The 14,083-nt window shown below is 42.2% G+C and carries 9 protein-coding genes and 2 tRNA genes; 7 read left to right on the top strand and 4 right to left on the bottom strand.

What is annotated here, in order from left to right; all coding sequences use genetic code 11:
* Nucleotides 1-141 precede the first annotated feature (141 nt).
* Nucleotides 142-879 carry a response regulator transcription factor gene (locus ACZ47Z_RS15125; protein WP_055147259.1) on the top strand — a complete coding sequence of 246 codons (738 nt, stop codon included), beginning with the start codon at nucleotides 142-144 and terminating at the stop codon, nucleotides 877-879.
* The gene (locus tag ACZ47Z_RS15120) at nucleotides 876-2,102 is read left to right on the top strand and encodes a sensor histidine kinase (protein ID WP_464525714.1); all 1,227 of its coding nucleotides are present in this window, start codon (nucleotides 876-878) and stop codon (nucleotides 2,100-2,102) included. Before ACZ47Z_RS15125 ends, ACZ47Z_RS15120 begins: the two co-directional genes overlap by 4 nt.
* Before the next feature lie 96 nt (nucleotides 2,103-2,198).
* Here ACZ47Z_RS15120 and ACZ47Z_RS15115 read toward each other — a convergent pair whose 3' ends face one another.
* Together ACZ47Z_RS15115 and ACZ47Z_RS15110 are read right to left on the bottom strand one after the other, a co-directional pair.
* The gene (locus ACZ47Z_RS15115; RefSeq protein WP_117916781.1) at nucleotides 2,199-3,539 is read right to left on the bottom strand and encodes a sodium-dependent transporter; all 1,341 of its coding nucleotides are present in this window, start codon (nucleotides 3,537-3,539) and stop codon (nucleotides 2,199-2,201) included.
* A 197-nt stretch (nucleotides 3,540-3,736) separates the two neighbouring features.
* Entirely contained in the window at nucleotides 3,737-4,744 is a 1,008-nt protein-coding gene (locus tag ACZ47Z_RS15110; RefSeq protein ID WP_054752677.1) for a helix-turn-helix domain-containing protein, read from the bottom strand.
* A gap of 287 nt (nucleotides 4,745-5,031) precedes the next feature.
* Between ACZ47Z_RS15110 and baiCD the strand changes: the two genes are divergently transcribed.
* Entirely contained in the window at nucleotides 5,032-8,496 is a 3,465-nt protein-coding gene (gene baiCD, locus ACZ47Z_RS15105; protein WP_055147243.1) for a bile acid Fe-S flavoenzyme BaiCD, read from the top strand.
* A gap of 171 nt (nucleotides 8,497-8,667) precedes the next feature.
* Here baiCD and ACZ47Z_RS15100 read toward each other — a convergent pair whose 3' ends face one another.
* Nucleotides 8,668-9,330 carry a GDSL-type esterase/lipase family protein gene (locus tag ACZ47Z_RS15100; protein WP_054752682.1) on the bottom strand — a complete coding sequence of 221 codons (663 nt, stop codon included), beginning with the start codon at nucleotides 9,328-9,330 and terminating at the stop codon, nucleotides 8,668-8,670.
* 418 nt (nucleotides 9,331-9,748) lie between these two features.
* Between ACZ47Z_RS15100 and ACZ47Z_RS15095 the strand changes: the two genes are divergently transcribed.
* The 3 genes from ACZ47Z_RS15095 (at nucleotide 9,749) to ACZ47Z_RS15085 (ending at nucleotide 11,546) form a co-directional block, all read left to right on the top strand.
* Nucleotides 9,749-11,245 carry a DUF6612 family protein gene (locus tag ACZ47Z_RS15095; RefSeq protein WP_054752683.1) on the top strand — a complete coding sequence of 499 codons (1,497 nt, stop codon included), beginning with the start codon at nucleotides 9,749-9,751 and terminating at the stop codon, nucleotides 11,243-11,245.
* 115 nt (nucleotides 11,246-11,360) lie between these two features.
* Nucleotides 11,361-11,432: transfer RNA gene (locus ACZ47Z_RS15090), tRNA-Glu, on the top strand.
* Between the two features lie 42 nt (nucleotides 11,433-11,474).
* Nucleotides 11,475-11,546 (top strand) — tRNA-Cys (locus ACZ47Z_RS15085).
* Between the two features lie 159 nt (nucleotides 11,547-11,705).
* Here the strand turns inward: ACZ47Z_RS15085 and ACZ47Z_RS15080 are convergent.
* Nucleotides 11,706-12,242: an ECF transporter S component gene (locus tag ACZ47Z_RS15080; protein ID WP_054752685.1), complete on the bottom strand. Its 537-nt coding sequence runs from the start codon at nucleotides 12,240-12,242 to the stop codon at nucleotides 11,706-11,708.
* A 251-nt stretch (nucleotides 12,243-12,493) separates the two neighbouring features.
* On the opposite strand from ACZ47Z_RS15080, the gene ACZ47Z_RS15075 reads away from it, so the two are divergent.
* On the top strand, nucleotides 12,494-14,080 hold the full coding sequence (locus ACZ47Z_RS15075) for an MBOAT family O-acyltransferase (RefSeq protein WP_464525713.1): 1,587 nt from the start codon (nucleotides 12,494-12,496) through the stop codon (nucleotides 14,078-14,080).
* The last annotated feature ends 3 nt before the right edge of the window (nucleotides 14,081-14,083 follow it).

Genomic DNA, 14,083 nt, shown 5'->3' with positions numbered 1-14,083 from the left:
GTCAATCACTCCGCTGATTGACACGGAGGATGCATGTTTTGGCTTGAATGCATCTCGCCCCATCGCCAAAGGCGATTTAAAATGGCGAGATGCGTTGCTGGTCGCACATCGTGTGAACAGTAACCGTTTATTGACCTTTCGATGTTTGCATTATACAATAGAGGGTGTAAAATTCCTGTTAAGAAAATGGAGAAAAATAAATTGAGATTATTAGTTGTTGAAGATGAGAAGAAATTATGTGATATGATTGCGAAAAGTCTGCATCAGGCAGGTTATGAGGTAGACACGTGTAATGACGGAGAGGAAGCACTGGATATGATTTATGTGGAAATGTATGATCTGATCGTGCTGGATCTTAACCTTCCGGGGATGGATGGAATGGATATTCTTCGGGAGCTTCGCAAGGAAAATGAAGAGACAAAAGTATTGATCTTATCTGCGAGAAGTCAGATTGCAGATAAGGTTGACGGTCTTGATGCGGGGGCGAATGATTATATGGAAAAACCATTTCATCTGCAAGAGCTGGAAGCCCGTGTGCGAAGCCTGACAAGAAGAAAGTTTGTACAGAAAAATGTCTGTCTTGAATGTGGCAGTCTTCGTTTTGATACAAAAGAAAGGACTGCATATGCAAAAGACAAGCCGGTCGCATTGACAAGAAAAGAGAATGGAATCCTGGAGTATCTTCTTTTGAATCAGGGAAGACCGGTCAGTCAGGAAGAGTTGATCGAGCATGTCTGGGATTCTTCTGTAGATAGTTTCAGCGGTTCGATCCGAGTGCATATGTCTTCTCTGAGAAAGAAACTGAAAGCAGGACTTGGTTATGATCCCATCGTGAATAAGATTGGTGAGGGGTATAAGATAGGAGATGGAAAAGCATGAGAAAAATATCACTCCAGTGGAGACTGACGATTCTTACAACCATGCTGATCACAGTATTGTGTGGATGTCTGACATTTTTCTTATATAAGAATGGTGTCTATTATATCGATACGCTTCAGGAGACCGTCACAGATCAGGGCACTACGCCGGAGGCAGTCTACATTGATATTCCGGATAATGAGTGGGATGATTTCGCATCACAATTTTCTACGGAAGTATACAATTCAAAGTCAGATTATAGAAATAGAAGTTTGTTGATCACTGGTGTTGTAGCGCTGATTGGCGGAGCGGTAACTTATTTTGTCAGTGGCCGCGCATTGAAACCGCTCAGAGAATTCTCAGAAACAGTAGAAAAGGTTCAGGCGCAGAATCTGACAGAGTATACGATTGAGGAAAATAAAATCGCAGAGTTGGACCGACTTCGTACATCTTATAATAAGATGCTCCTGCGACTTTCGGAATCATTCGAGACACAGCGTCAGTTTACAGGGAATGCAGCACATGAACTCCGAACCCCTTTGGCATTAATGCAGGCACAACTAGATCTCTATCATGCGGCGGAGAATTCAGAGAACGAAGCAGCTGCACAAGAGACAATCCAGATGGTAACAGAGCAAAATGAACGCCTTAGCAAGCTTGTTAGAACGCTTTTAGATATGAGTGAGCTGCAGACGGTAGCACGTAATGAAAAGATTGAAATGCAGGGGCTGATAGAGGAGGTGCTGGCAGATTTGGAACCGCTGGCGCAGGAAAAGAATATTGAACTGATACAGAAGACACAGAATTCATCGGATGGAAGAACAGATGGAACAGAAGAGTCGTTGCTGGTCGCATGTAGTGTGAACAGTAACGAAAAGCCAGAGGATGAACTGATATTGACAGGAAGTGATATTCTGATTTATCGGATGATTTATAATCTCGTTGAAAATGCAATTAAATATAATCGGGTAGATGGAACCGTTACAGTATCGGCGAAGAGAGAGAAGAATGAAGTTGTCCTGACAGTTGCGGATACTGGGAATGGAATTGATGAGACATTTCGAGAGCAGATTTTTGAACCATTTTTCCGGGTAGATAAGTCAAGAAGCCGTGAGCTTGGCGGTGTGGGACTTGGACTTGCGTTAGTGCGTGAAATTGTGCGGGTGCATGATGGGAAGATTGAGGTTCGCGGAAATGAGCAGGGCGGAACGACATTTGAAGTGAGAATGGGTATAACAGAATAATGATAGCTGAATGAAAAGAGCCACGATCATGGTAGCTTGATGCTGCGAATGATTGTGGCTCATAGTTTTATGTGGTAGTTTAACGTTATTGTTTCATCATCCGATTCCGCCCAGCACTGCGCCGGCAATCAGTGCAACAAGTGCGAGTGGAACAAGGACATATTTTCCAAGTGGCAAGAACCAAGTTCCGATTTTTTTCTCACGTCCAGTATTTACCGCTTTCAGTGCGAATTCTTTATCTGCGATCCAGAAGAACATGATTGCTGCAAGCATTGCTCCAAGTGGGCAGATATAGATAGAAACTGCGTCCATCCATCCGGAGACGATGCCCTGGATGAGAAGTGCGATACAGCAGCCGAATGCTGCAATGATTCCAACAGCTGAGACCCGCTTTAATCCGAAACGTTCCTGTAATGTAGCAACCGGAGCTTCGTACAGATTTACAAGTGAGCTCATTCCGGCAAAAAGTACGCAGATGTAGAAAATGATGCCTACAATCTTGCCGCCGGGCATTCCGTTGAATACATTGACCAGATAGATAAACATCAGTCCCGGGCCGCCAGAAGATAATTCAGCACCGCCGACTGCCATTCCCGGAATGATCACGAAAGCAGCGAGTAAGGCAGCGATTGTATCGAAGATGGCAACATTTTTTGCAGAACTTACCAGGTCTTCAGAATCCTTTAAGTAGGAACCATAGATAACAGTTCCGTTTCCGGCAATGGACAGAGAGAAGAATGCCTGCCCAAAAGCATAGATCCAAAGTCTTGGGTCTAAAAGTCCCTTTGGATTGATTGTGAAGATGTAACGATATCCGGCAGATGAACCAGGAAGGGAGAAAATATATACCCCGAGTCCAAGAAACAGTACGAACAATAACGGCATCATTACGCCGTTGGCACGCTCGATTCCACCGGCAATCCCCATTGCCATGATCACAGCAGTTACAAGAACTGCGATTACAAGCCAAAGGTTATTACCAAAAGCAGAAGCAGTACTGTCGAACATACCGCCAATCTGGTTCATATCCTGCTTCATGCCGGCAATCTGTCCGGTCAGTGCAAGGAAGGTATACTTGAAAATCCATCCGACAACAACTGTGTATCCGATCGCAAGTGCGAGAGAGCCAAGAACCGGAAGCAGTCCGATCAGTTCACCTGTTTTCTTATTGTCAGTTCGCATTTCTGTGCAGACACCGAAGGCTTTGATCGGGCCACCTTTGGCAGCGCGTCCCAGTGCCATTTCCTCAATTACTCCTGTAGAAGCAATCAATATTACAAATAAAATATAAGGAATCAGAAAGGTCATACCACCCCAGTCTGATACCATGTAAGGGAATCTCCAGATATTTCCCATGCCGACGGCAGATCCGATGCAGGCAAGGATAAATCCAGTCCGGCTTTTGAATCCATCACGTTCTTTTTCATGTTTTCCCATGTGTGTTTTCCTCCTGTAAAAGCACGTATACTTTTGTACACGAACGTATTAATGTATTATAGCATATTTACATAAAGAAAAGAAGCACCGAGATGATGCTTCTTTTGGTGTAATATTTTTTTACAGTACAATGTGAGTGGTGATTTTATGATAAAATCAAATTTTTTTATCTAACCATTTTTTAACGGTAGTTGTATCTACCAGTCGGCTCCAAGGATTAATTGTGGAAAATTTGCTAAAAGTTCTAACTCGCCGTGCTGACTGTGTATTAAATCAATTTTGTCATCAAATAAATCAAGAAGCTGTTTTTCAAGAGCTTTTCCTTCTAAAGTCTGTTGCAGCCAAACGTAGACTCTTTCGCAGGTGAGATGAATGTTCGTGCAATAATCAACAAAAAGAGGACTGATTTCTAACATGATAGAACAAATCTCACTGTCGTAGATTTGGATTTCCGGATAAATATACAGAGAGTAATATCGTTTCCAGGCATCAATATTTTCTTTATTTTTCATAAACGCACGGATTCTGTTTTTCATTTCTTCGGCATATTGCAAACAGCCGTCGTGATCTAAAGATGCTACATAGTTGATATGCTTGTCTTTCTTTTTGAAAAGTCTGTCAATGTCAGTAATGTCAAGTGTATGAAGAAACTGACGAATCTTGCGACAGTTTTCATTATACTGAATGTTTGTAAGATGATTTAATTTCTGCCACAAAAATTCCTGGTACTCGGTCAACGGTGGTTCGGGAAGGAAATGAACCCACAAAATCCGGTTAACCTGAAGCTTATCATTTGCATCAAAAGAATCACTTTCCGGATAAGAGCATATTTCAGGAATATGGATCTGAGTTCCTAAGGCATATAGTTTATCAATATCTGTGTTAACCGGAAGGCGTTCGAAAAGATCATTCATAGCAGATAAAATTCCTTCTAAACGTTCCTTTTCTTTATGGAGCTCTTTGATATGCTGATTTAAATATAGTCCGGTGCTGTCAGGCGTATTCATAATAGATCGGATCACGGAAATAGAAAGGCCGGCATTACGAAACAGACGTATTAAAGATAGTCGCTTCACTTCTTCCTCTGAAAAATCATAATAACCGTTCTGAACATCAGAAGCAGGAGAAAGTAATCCTTCCTTAATATAATAGTGAATATTTCTTTTTGTAAATCCGCTGATTTTACAGATTTCCTGCATTCTCATAACGTATCCTCCTTGTCACGTTATCTGTATAATTTCAGTATACTTATTCTAAAGCGTACAGTCAACTGTACAGAGGAAATGGCCCTGTTTTCCGATAAAAGATTTCTCATGGGGATTTTAACTAATGTAGTTTGGAAAAAAGTAAAAAGTAGGGCATGAAGTTTGGCAATAATGTGTCATTGACGTTCATTCATCTGTACAGTGTAAACTATAGGTAACGCAAAACTCGTAGCAAGAATGATGGAGCATTCTTGGAAAATGAAATAAGAAAAAGGAGGCTGATTTTTGTGTTTGAGAAGTTATTTAGTCCTATAAAAATAAAAGATATGGAATTAAAGAACCGTATTATTCTTCCGGCTATGGGAACGAAATTTTCAGGTGACGGAAGTGAAGTTACAGACAAACTGATCGATTATCATGTGGCTCGTGTAAAAGGTGGAAGCGGATTAAACATTGTCGAAGTTACAAGTGTTTACACACCAGCAGCACCAAAACGTTTCTTATCCCTTAGTGAAGACGAGTATATTCCGGGTATGAAAAGATTAACAGATGCAATCCATGCAGAAGGTGGTAAGGCCGGCGTTCAGTTGTGGCTTGGAGCTCTGGCAGTTTCTTCTGACCGTGCAGCGCAGATCATTATCCCAAGTGATATGCCGATCAGTGCAGAAATCACAATTCCGGGAATGCCTAAAGAATTGATTCCGGTTGTAGTAGATGCCTATGGAAAGGCTGCAAACCGCGCAGTTCAGGCAGGATATGACTGTATTGAATTCCATTGTGCACATACCTACCTGCCACACTCTTTCTTGTCCGGTGGAATTAACAGACGAACAGATGAGTATGGCGGATCTTTTGAAAACCGTGCAAAATTCCCATTAGAGTGTATTCGTGCAATCCGTGCTAATATGCCGGAGGGTATGCCATTGTTAATGAGAATCGATGCACATGATGATTATCTTGAAGGTGGACTTACAATCGAAGAAGTAATCAAATTCTGTAAACTTGCACAGGAAGCAGGTGTTGACGTTCTGGATGTTTCCAGAGGAAATATTTTGTCAAATGGATTGAAATTCGAAGTTCCTCCTGTAGATCTTCCACAGGGATTTAATGTTGACAATGCAGCTAAAATCCGCGAGGAAACAGGAATGTTGACAATCGGAGTTGGACGAATTAATACACCTGAACTTGCAGAAAAGATTCTGGAAGAAGACAAAGTAGATATGGTTGTTATGGGACGTGCACAGCTTGCAGACCCTGACTTCTGTAAGAAGGCAGAAGCAGGGCAGACAGACGATATTGATTATTGTATCGGATGCAATCAGGGCTGTTATGACGGATTTGAAAATATGGATATGGAATGTATTACCTGTCTTCGTAACCCGGCTCTTGGACGCGAAAAAGAATGTGAGATCCATCTGACAGAAAAACCAGAGACAGTACTTGTAGCCGGTGGAGGTATTGCAGGACTGGAAGCTGCAATTATCCTGAAGAAGAGAGGACATGATCCGATTCTCTGCGAAGCGACAGACACACTTGGTGGTCAGTTCTTAACAGCAGGTGAGGCACCGCGTAAGAAAGAAATGAAAGCGGCGGCAATCTCAATGGCTAAGAAGGCGGAACGACTGGGCGTTGATATTCGTATGAATACAAAAGTTACACCGGAAATGATTGAAGAAATCAAACCTCATACTGTTATGAACGCAATCGGTGCAGAGTCAATCATTCCTCCGATTCCGGGCGTAGATAAGGCATTTGTAAAAGATTCTCATGATGTATTAGACGGTAAAGCAGAAGCTACAGGAAATGTTGTTGTGATCGGTGGCGGTATGGTCGGCATGGAAACAGCAGAATATCTGGCAGAAAAGGGAGCGAAAGTAAGCGTTCTCGAAATGCTTCCGGATATCTGTTCTGATATGGGAACAACAAGAAAAATATGTATGGGTGAAGAAATCCAGAAATCCGGCATTATCCCGGTTACATCCATAAAAGTAACTGAAATCGGTGACAATGTTGTGATCGGCGAAAAAGACGGAGAAAAAGTTGAATTCCCATGTGATACGGCAGTACTTGCAATCGGTGCTAAGAAACGTGACGGAAGTGCTCTTGCAGAGACATGTTATAAAAACGGAATCGGCTACTTTGAGATCGGTGATGCAGCAATGGCAAGACGTGCAATTAATGCAACCAGAGAAGCAATGGATGCAGCACTTACATTTGACCGTGAAGATGTGCACAGAGATGTATCAAAACCGAAAAAACTTGTTTTCATAACAGGTGCGAGCGGAATGATGGGAGGCCAGACACTGAAACAGTTGCTGGCAAGACCAAACAGATTCAAAGTACGTGCGCTGCTCAGACCATCCGATAAGAATCGTGTATTTGCAAAGAAACATATGTGTCCTGCACTTGAAGTTGTATGGGGAGACATGTCAGATTACGACACAATCAAAAAATGCGTAGATGGTTGTGATTATGTATTACATATTGGCGCAATGGTATCTCCGGCAGCGGATAAATATCCGGAAGAGACATTGTATACAAATATCGGATCAACATTAAATATCATAAAAGCAATTAAAGAGCAGCCAGATCCGGATAAAGTTCATTTGGCATATGTCGGAACAGTTGCTATGACAGGAAGCAGACTGGAACCGGTACATTTTGGTAGAGTTGGAGATCCGATGAACCCGTCTATTCACGATTACTATGCATTGTCAAAAGTATTTACTGAGGCAGCATTGTATGATTGCGGATTAAAATACTGGGTATCCATTCGCCAGACTGGTCAGCATCCAAGTGCAGAGACGGCAGCTCAGGAACCAATCATGTTCCATCAGCCACCGAACAATGTATTGGAGTGGAGCACACAGATTGAGTCTGGTATCTGTATGGCAAACTTATGTGAAGACTGGGTAGATGAAAGCTTTTGGAGAAAAGCATATAACTTAAGTAGTGGAAAAGAATTCCGTAAGACTACATGGGAATTCATGAATCTTAATCTGAATCCGATGGGTTATAATTTTGAAGATATTTATGAACCACAGCAGATGGCAAGATTTAACTTCCATGGACAGTACTATACAGATGCAGATGTTTTGGAAAATTATCTCCACTTCCGCTGCATTTCCGGAAAAGAGTATTGGGAAAAAGTTGAAAACACAGCAAGACGTCTTTTCAAGAACCCAATGGTTGCGGCAATGCTTCCGAATATTGAGCAGTTAAAGGAAAAAAATAAAGCGATAGCTTCAAAAGAAATGGGACCAAGATGGGCAGAAGAAAATAATAAAACCGAATGGATTCAGGCATTCTACGGATCTTTGGAAGAAAAACACAAATTGATCGGAACAAAATTCGAACTTCATCGTCCAAGCGAAGAAGAAACATTCCTTGATCACGGATATGATGAAAGCAAAGATCTTGAGAATCTGACAGCTGAAGATCTGCAGAAAGCGGCAGAATTCAGAGGAGGCGAGTATCTTGGCGGAGAAATCGAAGATATCTATACTCCTGTAAAATGGAAGTGTGCGTTCGGACACGAATTTGATTTATCTGTAAATGCGGCTCTTCAGGGAGGACACTGGTGTCCAGAATGTATGAAGAAGAGTTGGGCTTATCCAAAGATTGCAAGAAAGAACCCATTCTATGCACAGGTATGGGATCCACAGCACAGTAAAGATGAGACTTACGAAATTCCAATGAGATTCAGCGCATATGAGATTCGTGAAGAATTGAAGAAAAAACTTGATTTATAAACACAATAATAATCTTTTCTGATGAAAGGGCTGTCGTATGACAGCTCTTTTAATTTACGCGGGCAACGAGCCAAAGTCCGTGCTTGCACGAGACCTTGGCGACTGCCGCGATAACTTGAGAAACTCGCGGAGCGTGTTTCTCATAGTTGGTAAGAGCATTAGGGAAGAATATTATGCAATATGACAGAAAGAAGAGTCCATCCCTTTTTCAAGCAATCCACTTTCAGTAATTGTTTTATAAACAGCATCCGCAAGTGCTGCATGACCGGATTCATCCAGATGTTCCCGGTCAATTTCACTTGGAAGAGCGATTTTTGAAGCGTCCAGAAAACCGGCGTGATAATGAGTGGCAACTTTCCGATATTCCTGTGCAAGCTGTCTGGAAACCTGTTCAGACGCAAGATCGAATTCAGGATCAAAGCCGTCATCTCCGACTCCATTGCCAAGATGGATCGGAGAGATGATCAAGAGTTCAAAGGGCTGAGGACTATATTTCTTCGCTTTTTCAATAACCTGAATCAATCCTTTGGCAATCGTTTTGGAAGAAGCGTTAAAGCGCGTTTTACAGTCATTTGTTCCTAACATGAGAACCAGAAGATCTATAGGATTGTGAGTCTCTATTGTGATTCCAATCTGGTCTAATCCGCGGCGGCCTTCGCGAAAAGCGTCCGAAAAAATAGTTGTGCGGCCGCACAATCCTTCTTCGATAATGCGATGTCCGTTGCCGAATTTCTTCTGAAGCAGGCAGGTCCATCTTGTTTTTTCATCAAAGCGTCCGGTTCCATCCGGGCGGTATCCGTAAGTATTCGAATCTCCAAAGCATAAGATATTCATAAGCAAATTCCTCACTCAAACAAAATAACATATTAAACAGGTATGAAAAGTATGATAAAGCATTTCAATGAGAAAGTCAATAGAAAAACCAAATAAACATATAAAAATAGTAGGAAAATAGAAGACGATAGGGGAATGCTCGGGTTATTGTTCGTTACTGTTCACTCCGTTCACAGTAACGTAGCCAAAATTCATTCCAAATTGCCTGCGGCAATGGAATTTGGGCTTGTATGTCTCGGGATAGTGGTATGTGAACAGTAACTATTGTTCAGTAGTGAGATGTCACAGGCAGGAAGTAAGCATTGTTTTTGAGAAAATAATTTTGTATAATGAAGTGCAAAGCTGGTTACGATAAGAGATAGTAGCAAGAATGTCGAGGCATTCTTGAATATACGACTTGGGAAGTGAAAGACAAACTATGAAATGTAAATGGATAAAGAAGTTAACAGCAGGAATTATATTTCTTGCGGCAGTTGGAAGTCTGAGTGGCTGTCAGAAAGCAGCGACATCGGAGAATCTGTTCCGCGATATTGAGGTTAATATGACATCGGTAGAATCGGCAGAAGAGAATCAGATCGTAAAACTGCAGATGGGTAATGGCAACAGTGCAATCAGCCAGGAGAGCAATCTGGATATCGAGATGACACGGGATCCGGCAGCAGTACACAGAAAAGGTCAGCAGAAGACGAATATGGCCGGAACGAAAGAGACACAGGAGATGGAATCTTATCAGGTGGAAGAAGACGGGAAGACTGTGATCTACAGTGGAACGGATGAAGCCTGGGAGAAGAACGCTGTTGAGGAGAAAGAGACATCTTCACAGCAGACGGTATTGTTCGATGGACTTCAGAATCTGTCCGGAGCATTCAACGTTTCACAGGATCTTGCGACCGTGAATAAGGAAGAGTGCTTTGAGCTGACAGGAACGATCAGTGGAACACAGTTCCAGGAGACATTTGCAGATACGCTGAAAGCTTTACTCGGAGAAGATTCCTCTGATCTGTCAGGCTGGAATCTACAGGCTTCCGAGGATGAGGAAAACAACGAGGAGCTTCAGCAGAAATTGAACAACGTAAAAGTGGACTGTGTGATTGATATTTATAGAAGTAATATACTTCCGGCAAAGATTACCTTTGATCTGACAGATTATTTGAAGGCAGCAGGAGAAGAGAATGCACAGGTGACATCCTATACACTGGAAGTGACATTTGTGTCCTATAATGATACAAAGAAGATTAAAGTGCCAAAGGCTGTAAAGGAATCTGCGAAGGATAACGGTGAGGACGAAGCGGAGAATAATACAGATGAAATGCTGGAAGAAGAGAATCAGGAAGCAGCGGCAGAAGCAGAAGCCGCTAAGGGAATCCAGTCGGATATAGAAGGTGCCGCACCACAAAGTGAAGAACTTGGAGCAAGCTGGAATTCTTATACCGTTCAGATTAACGGTAAAGGACTGACGCTTCCGTGTACAATCGCAGACCTGGAAAGCACTGGACTTACGCTGGATGAAAAAAGCCTTCCGCAGGAGTATGAGATTGAAGCAGGAGATTATCAGAATGCCTGGTTTAAAGATGCTTCCAAGAATACGATCATGGTGGATCTGATCAATACAGGGAATGCTGTAAAAGAAGCGAAGGATTGTCTGGTCGGAGGAATCTATGTGGAACAGTATTCACTGAGAAACGAAGACTTGACAGTAATATTCCCGGGAGGAATCCAGTTAGGAACGGCAATTGATGTCGTTCAGGCAGCATATGGAGAAGCATCCCAACATACAGAATCCGAGCTTGTAAATGTATATAACTGGTATGAAGACGGAAGTTTTTATAATAGTTGCGAGATCGATACGAACAGCACGGATGGAACAGTGAGCATGATGGGAATCAGCAGGTTCGAAGTGAAAAAAGGTGAGTAACTGTTACATTCTTGAATTGTGATGAAAAAAATAAAAGAAAATTTGTAAAAACACTTGCATTCCACAAAAACATATGATATTATATAAAACGGTCACGCGAGAAAGTGATCGTTGAGGCCCCGTGGTCAAGCGGTTAAGACATCGCCCTTTCACGGCGGTAACACGGGTTCGATTCCCGTCGGGGTCATTTTACAGAAAGCATTGCTGGCTGTAATAAAATTTAAGATATGGCGCAGTAGCCAAGCGGTAAGGCGTGGGTCTGCAACACCCTGATTCACCGGTTCAAATCCGGTCTGCGCCTCTTAGAAAGTCTGGAAATGATTGTTTCCGGACTTTTTTCTTTATGTGAAAATAAGTATTAGATACAACAAAATCCCCCATGAGAAGAAGTAAAGGTTCTGTCTTCCCATGGGGGATTTTGCGTGCAATATTATAGGGCTTATCAGTTAATAAACAAAACTTATGAATTCGCAAGTGCTGTCTGTTTTACATCCGGAATTGCAATCAAAATCGGATAAAGTACAGCAGAAAGGATCAGTCCACCGATTCCCTGGACCAGGTTCGCCGGAACGCTTGCGAATGCGCCGGCTCCGTAGATAAAGTACTCGCACAGGCAGTAACCGCCGGCAACGAGAATGATATCAGCAACACCGCCGAGGATGACTGCTATGTAACGGCTCTTGGAATTCTTACCTACTTTACGGTAAAGAAGGGCGGAGCAAAGGGATACCAGTCCTTTGATCACAAATGTGATCGGAACATAGACAAAATATCCTCCGAGCAGGTCTGCCATAGCAGATCCGATACCGCCTGCGAGGAATCCCCATGCAGGTCCGAGAACAACACCAGCAAGGATAACAATCGCATCACCCGGGTGAATATATCCGCTTGTTCCGGGAGTAGGAATCTTGATTGACATCGTAGCAACACAGGCAAGCGCTGCGAACAGTGCAGCCATGACAAGTTTCTTTAATGTTACTGTTGACTTAGAATTCATAACAAAAACCTCTTTCCTTTAAGATTTATCATACTATACAACAGAAGTGGACTATAAAAAAGAGCCACTTTTACAAAAATAAACCATACCAGTTTTAAACGAAAAATAAATTTATAAAATCTTAAGAAATGTAGAGAGTATGCTTTAAGATGTTGATGAAATAATAAAAAAGATTTAAATCAGAACCGTTTGTACCTGTATAGATACGTTGCCAGGGAACACAGTTCACAAAAGAAGGAGAACTACAAAAGATGGGATATCATTCGATCATATATATCTTTTTATTTCTTCCGGTCTGTCTGTTCGTCTATCAGCTTGCACCGGAGAAATGGAGAGGAAGAGTCCTGCTGGGATTCAGCTGGATTTTCTTTTATCTGCTAAGTGGGAAATTACTGGTTTATCTTTTAGGAACAACGCTTCTGACCCATTGTATCGGCATTTGGCTGACTGTGATCCGGATGCAGGAAGCGAAGGCTGTAGAAGGTCTGGAACGGAAACAAAAGAAAGCAGTGAAGATGGAATATCAGAAAAAAGGACGAAGAGTTTTTGCACTTGGCATCTTCATTTTACTTGGAATTCTCGGCTATCTGAAATATTTTGATTTCTTTACGGTGAATTTAAGTCATCTGTTTGGACATCCGGTTCTGGAAGGATGGAGACCGGAAAATCTATTAATGCCAATTGGAATATCATTTTATACATTGCAGGCTATTGGTTATATGACAGATGTGTACTGGGGAACCATACAGGCAGAGACAGAAATCTGGAGAACCGCATTGTTTCTTGGATTCTTCCCACAGATCATGGAAGGACCAATCGCAAGATATTCTGATGTGGCAGACACATTGTATACAGGAAAATCATTGGAATATAGAAATGTGGTCGATGGTTATGTAAGAATCTTCTGGGGACTCTTTAAAAAGATGGTGATAGCTGACCGTATGGCACTGATGGTAAATCAGGTATTTGACCATTATGCAGACTATCATGGTGCGGTGATTCTTGCAGCAGCGATTGGTTACGTGATTCAGCTTTATATGGAATTCTCCGGCTGTATGGACATCATTATAGGAAGTGGAAAGTTGTTTGGTATCTGCCTTCCGGAAAACTTCCGACAGCCGTTCTGTGCGAAGAACCCTTCCGAATTCTGGCGCAGATGGCATATTACACTCGGCGCGTGGTTCAAGGCATATATTTTCTATCCGGTATCGGTATCCGGATTGGTTAAGAAATGGAACCAGTATGGAAGAAAGCATTGCGGAAAGCATATTACAAGACTGGTGACTTCTGCAATCGCCCTGTTCCCAGTGTGGGTTGCGAACGGAGTCTGGCATGGCGCACAGTGGAACTATATTTTCTATGGAATGTATTATTTTGTATTGATCATGCTTGGGATTGCTGTGGAGCCGGTTCGAGACCATATTTTAGAAGTGTGTCATATTGATCCGGAGACGAAAATCTGGAGAACAATCCAGATTGCAAAGACATGGGTGATTATTGTAGTTGGAGAGTTATTTTTCCGTGCAAATGGATTGAAGGCCGGATGGTATATGTTCTGCAATATGATAAAGCATTTTGATGCAGGACAATTAACAGATGGGACACTGTATACACTCGGGCTCGAGCGGGCAGATTATCTGGCAGTGATAGTGGGATGCCTGATCGTCGGAATTGTGGGTTCTATGAAAGAGCACGGAATCCATGTGCAGAAGAAAATGGGAGAACTGGCTGTACCGGTGCGTTGGGGATTGTATTATGCTTTGATTATAGGTATTTTAATCTTCGCAGCGTATGGGGATGGATATCAGATTCAAGATCTGATCTACGCCGGTTTCTGAGGT

Source organism: Mediterraneibacter faecis, assembly GCF_055383675.1.
This window is presented reverse-complemented; position numbering and strand designations above follow the sequence as displayed.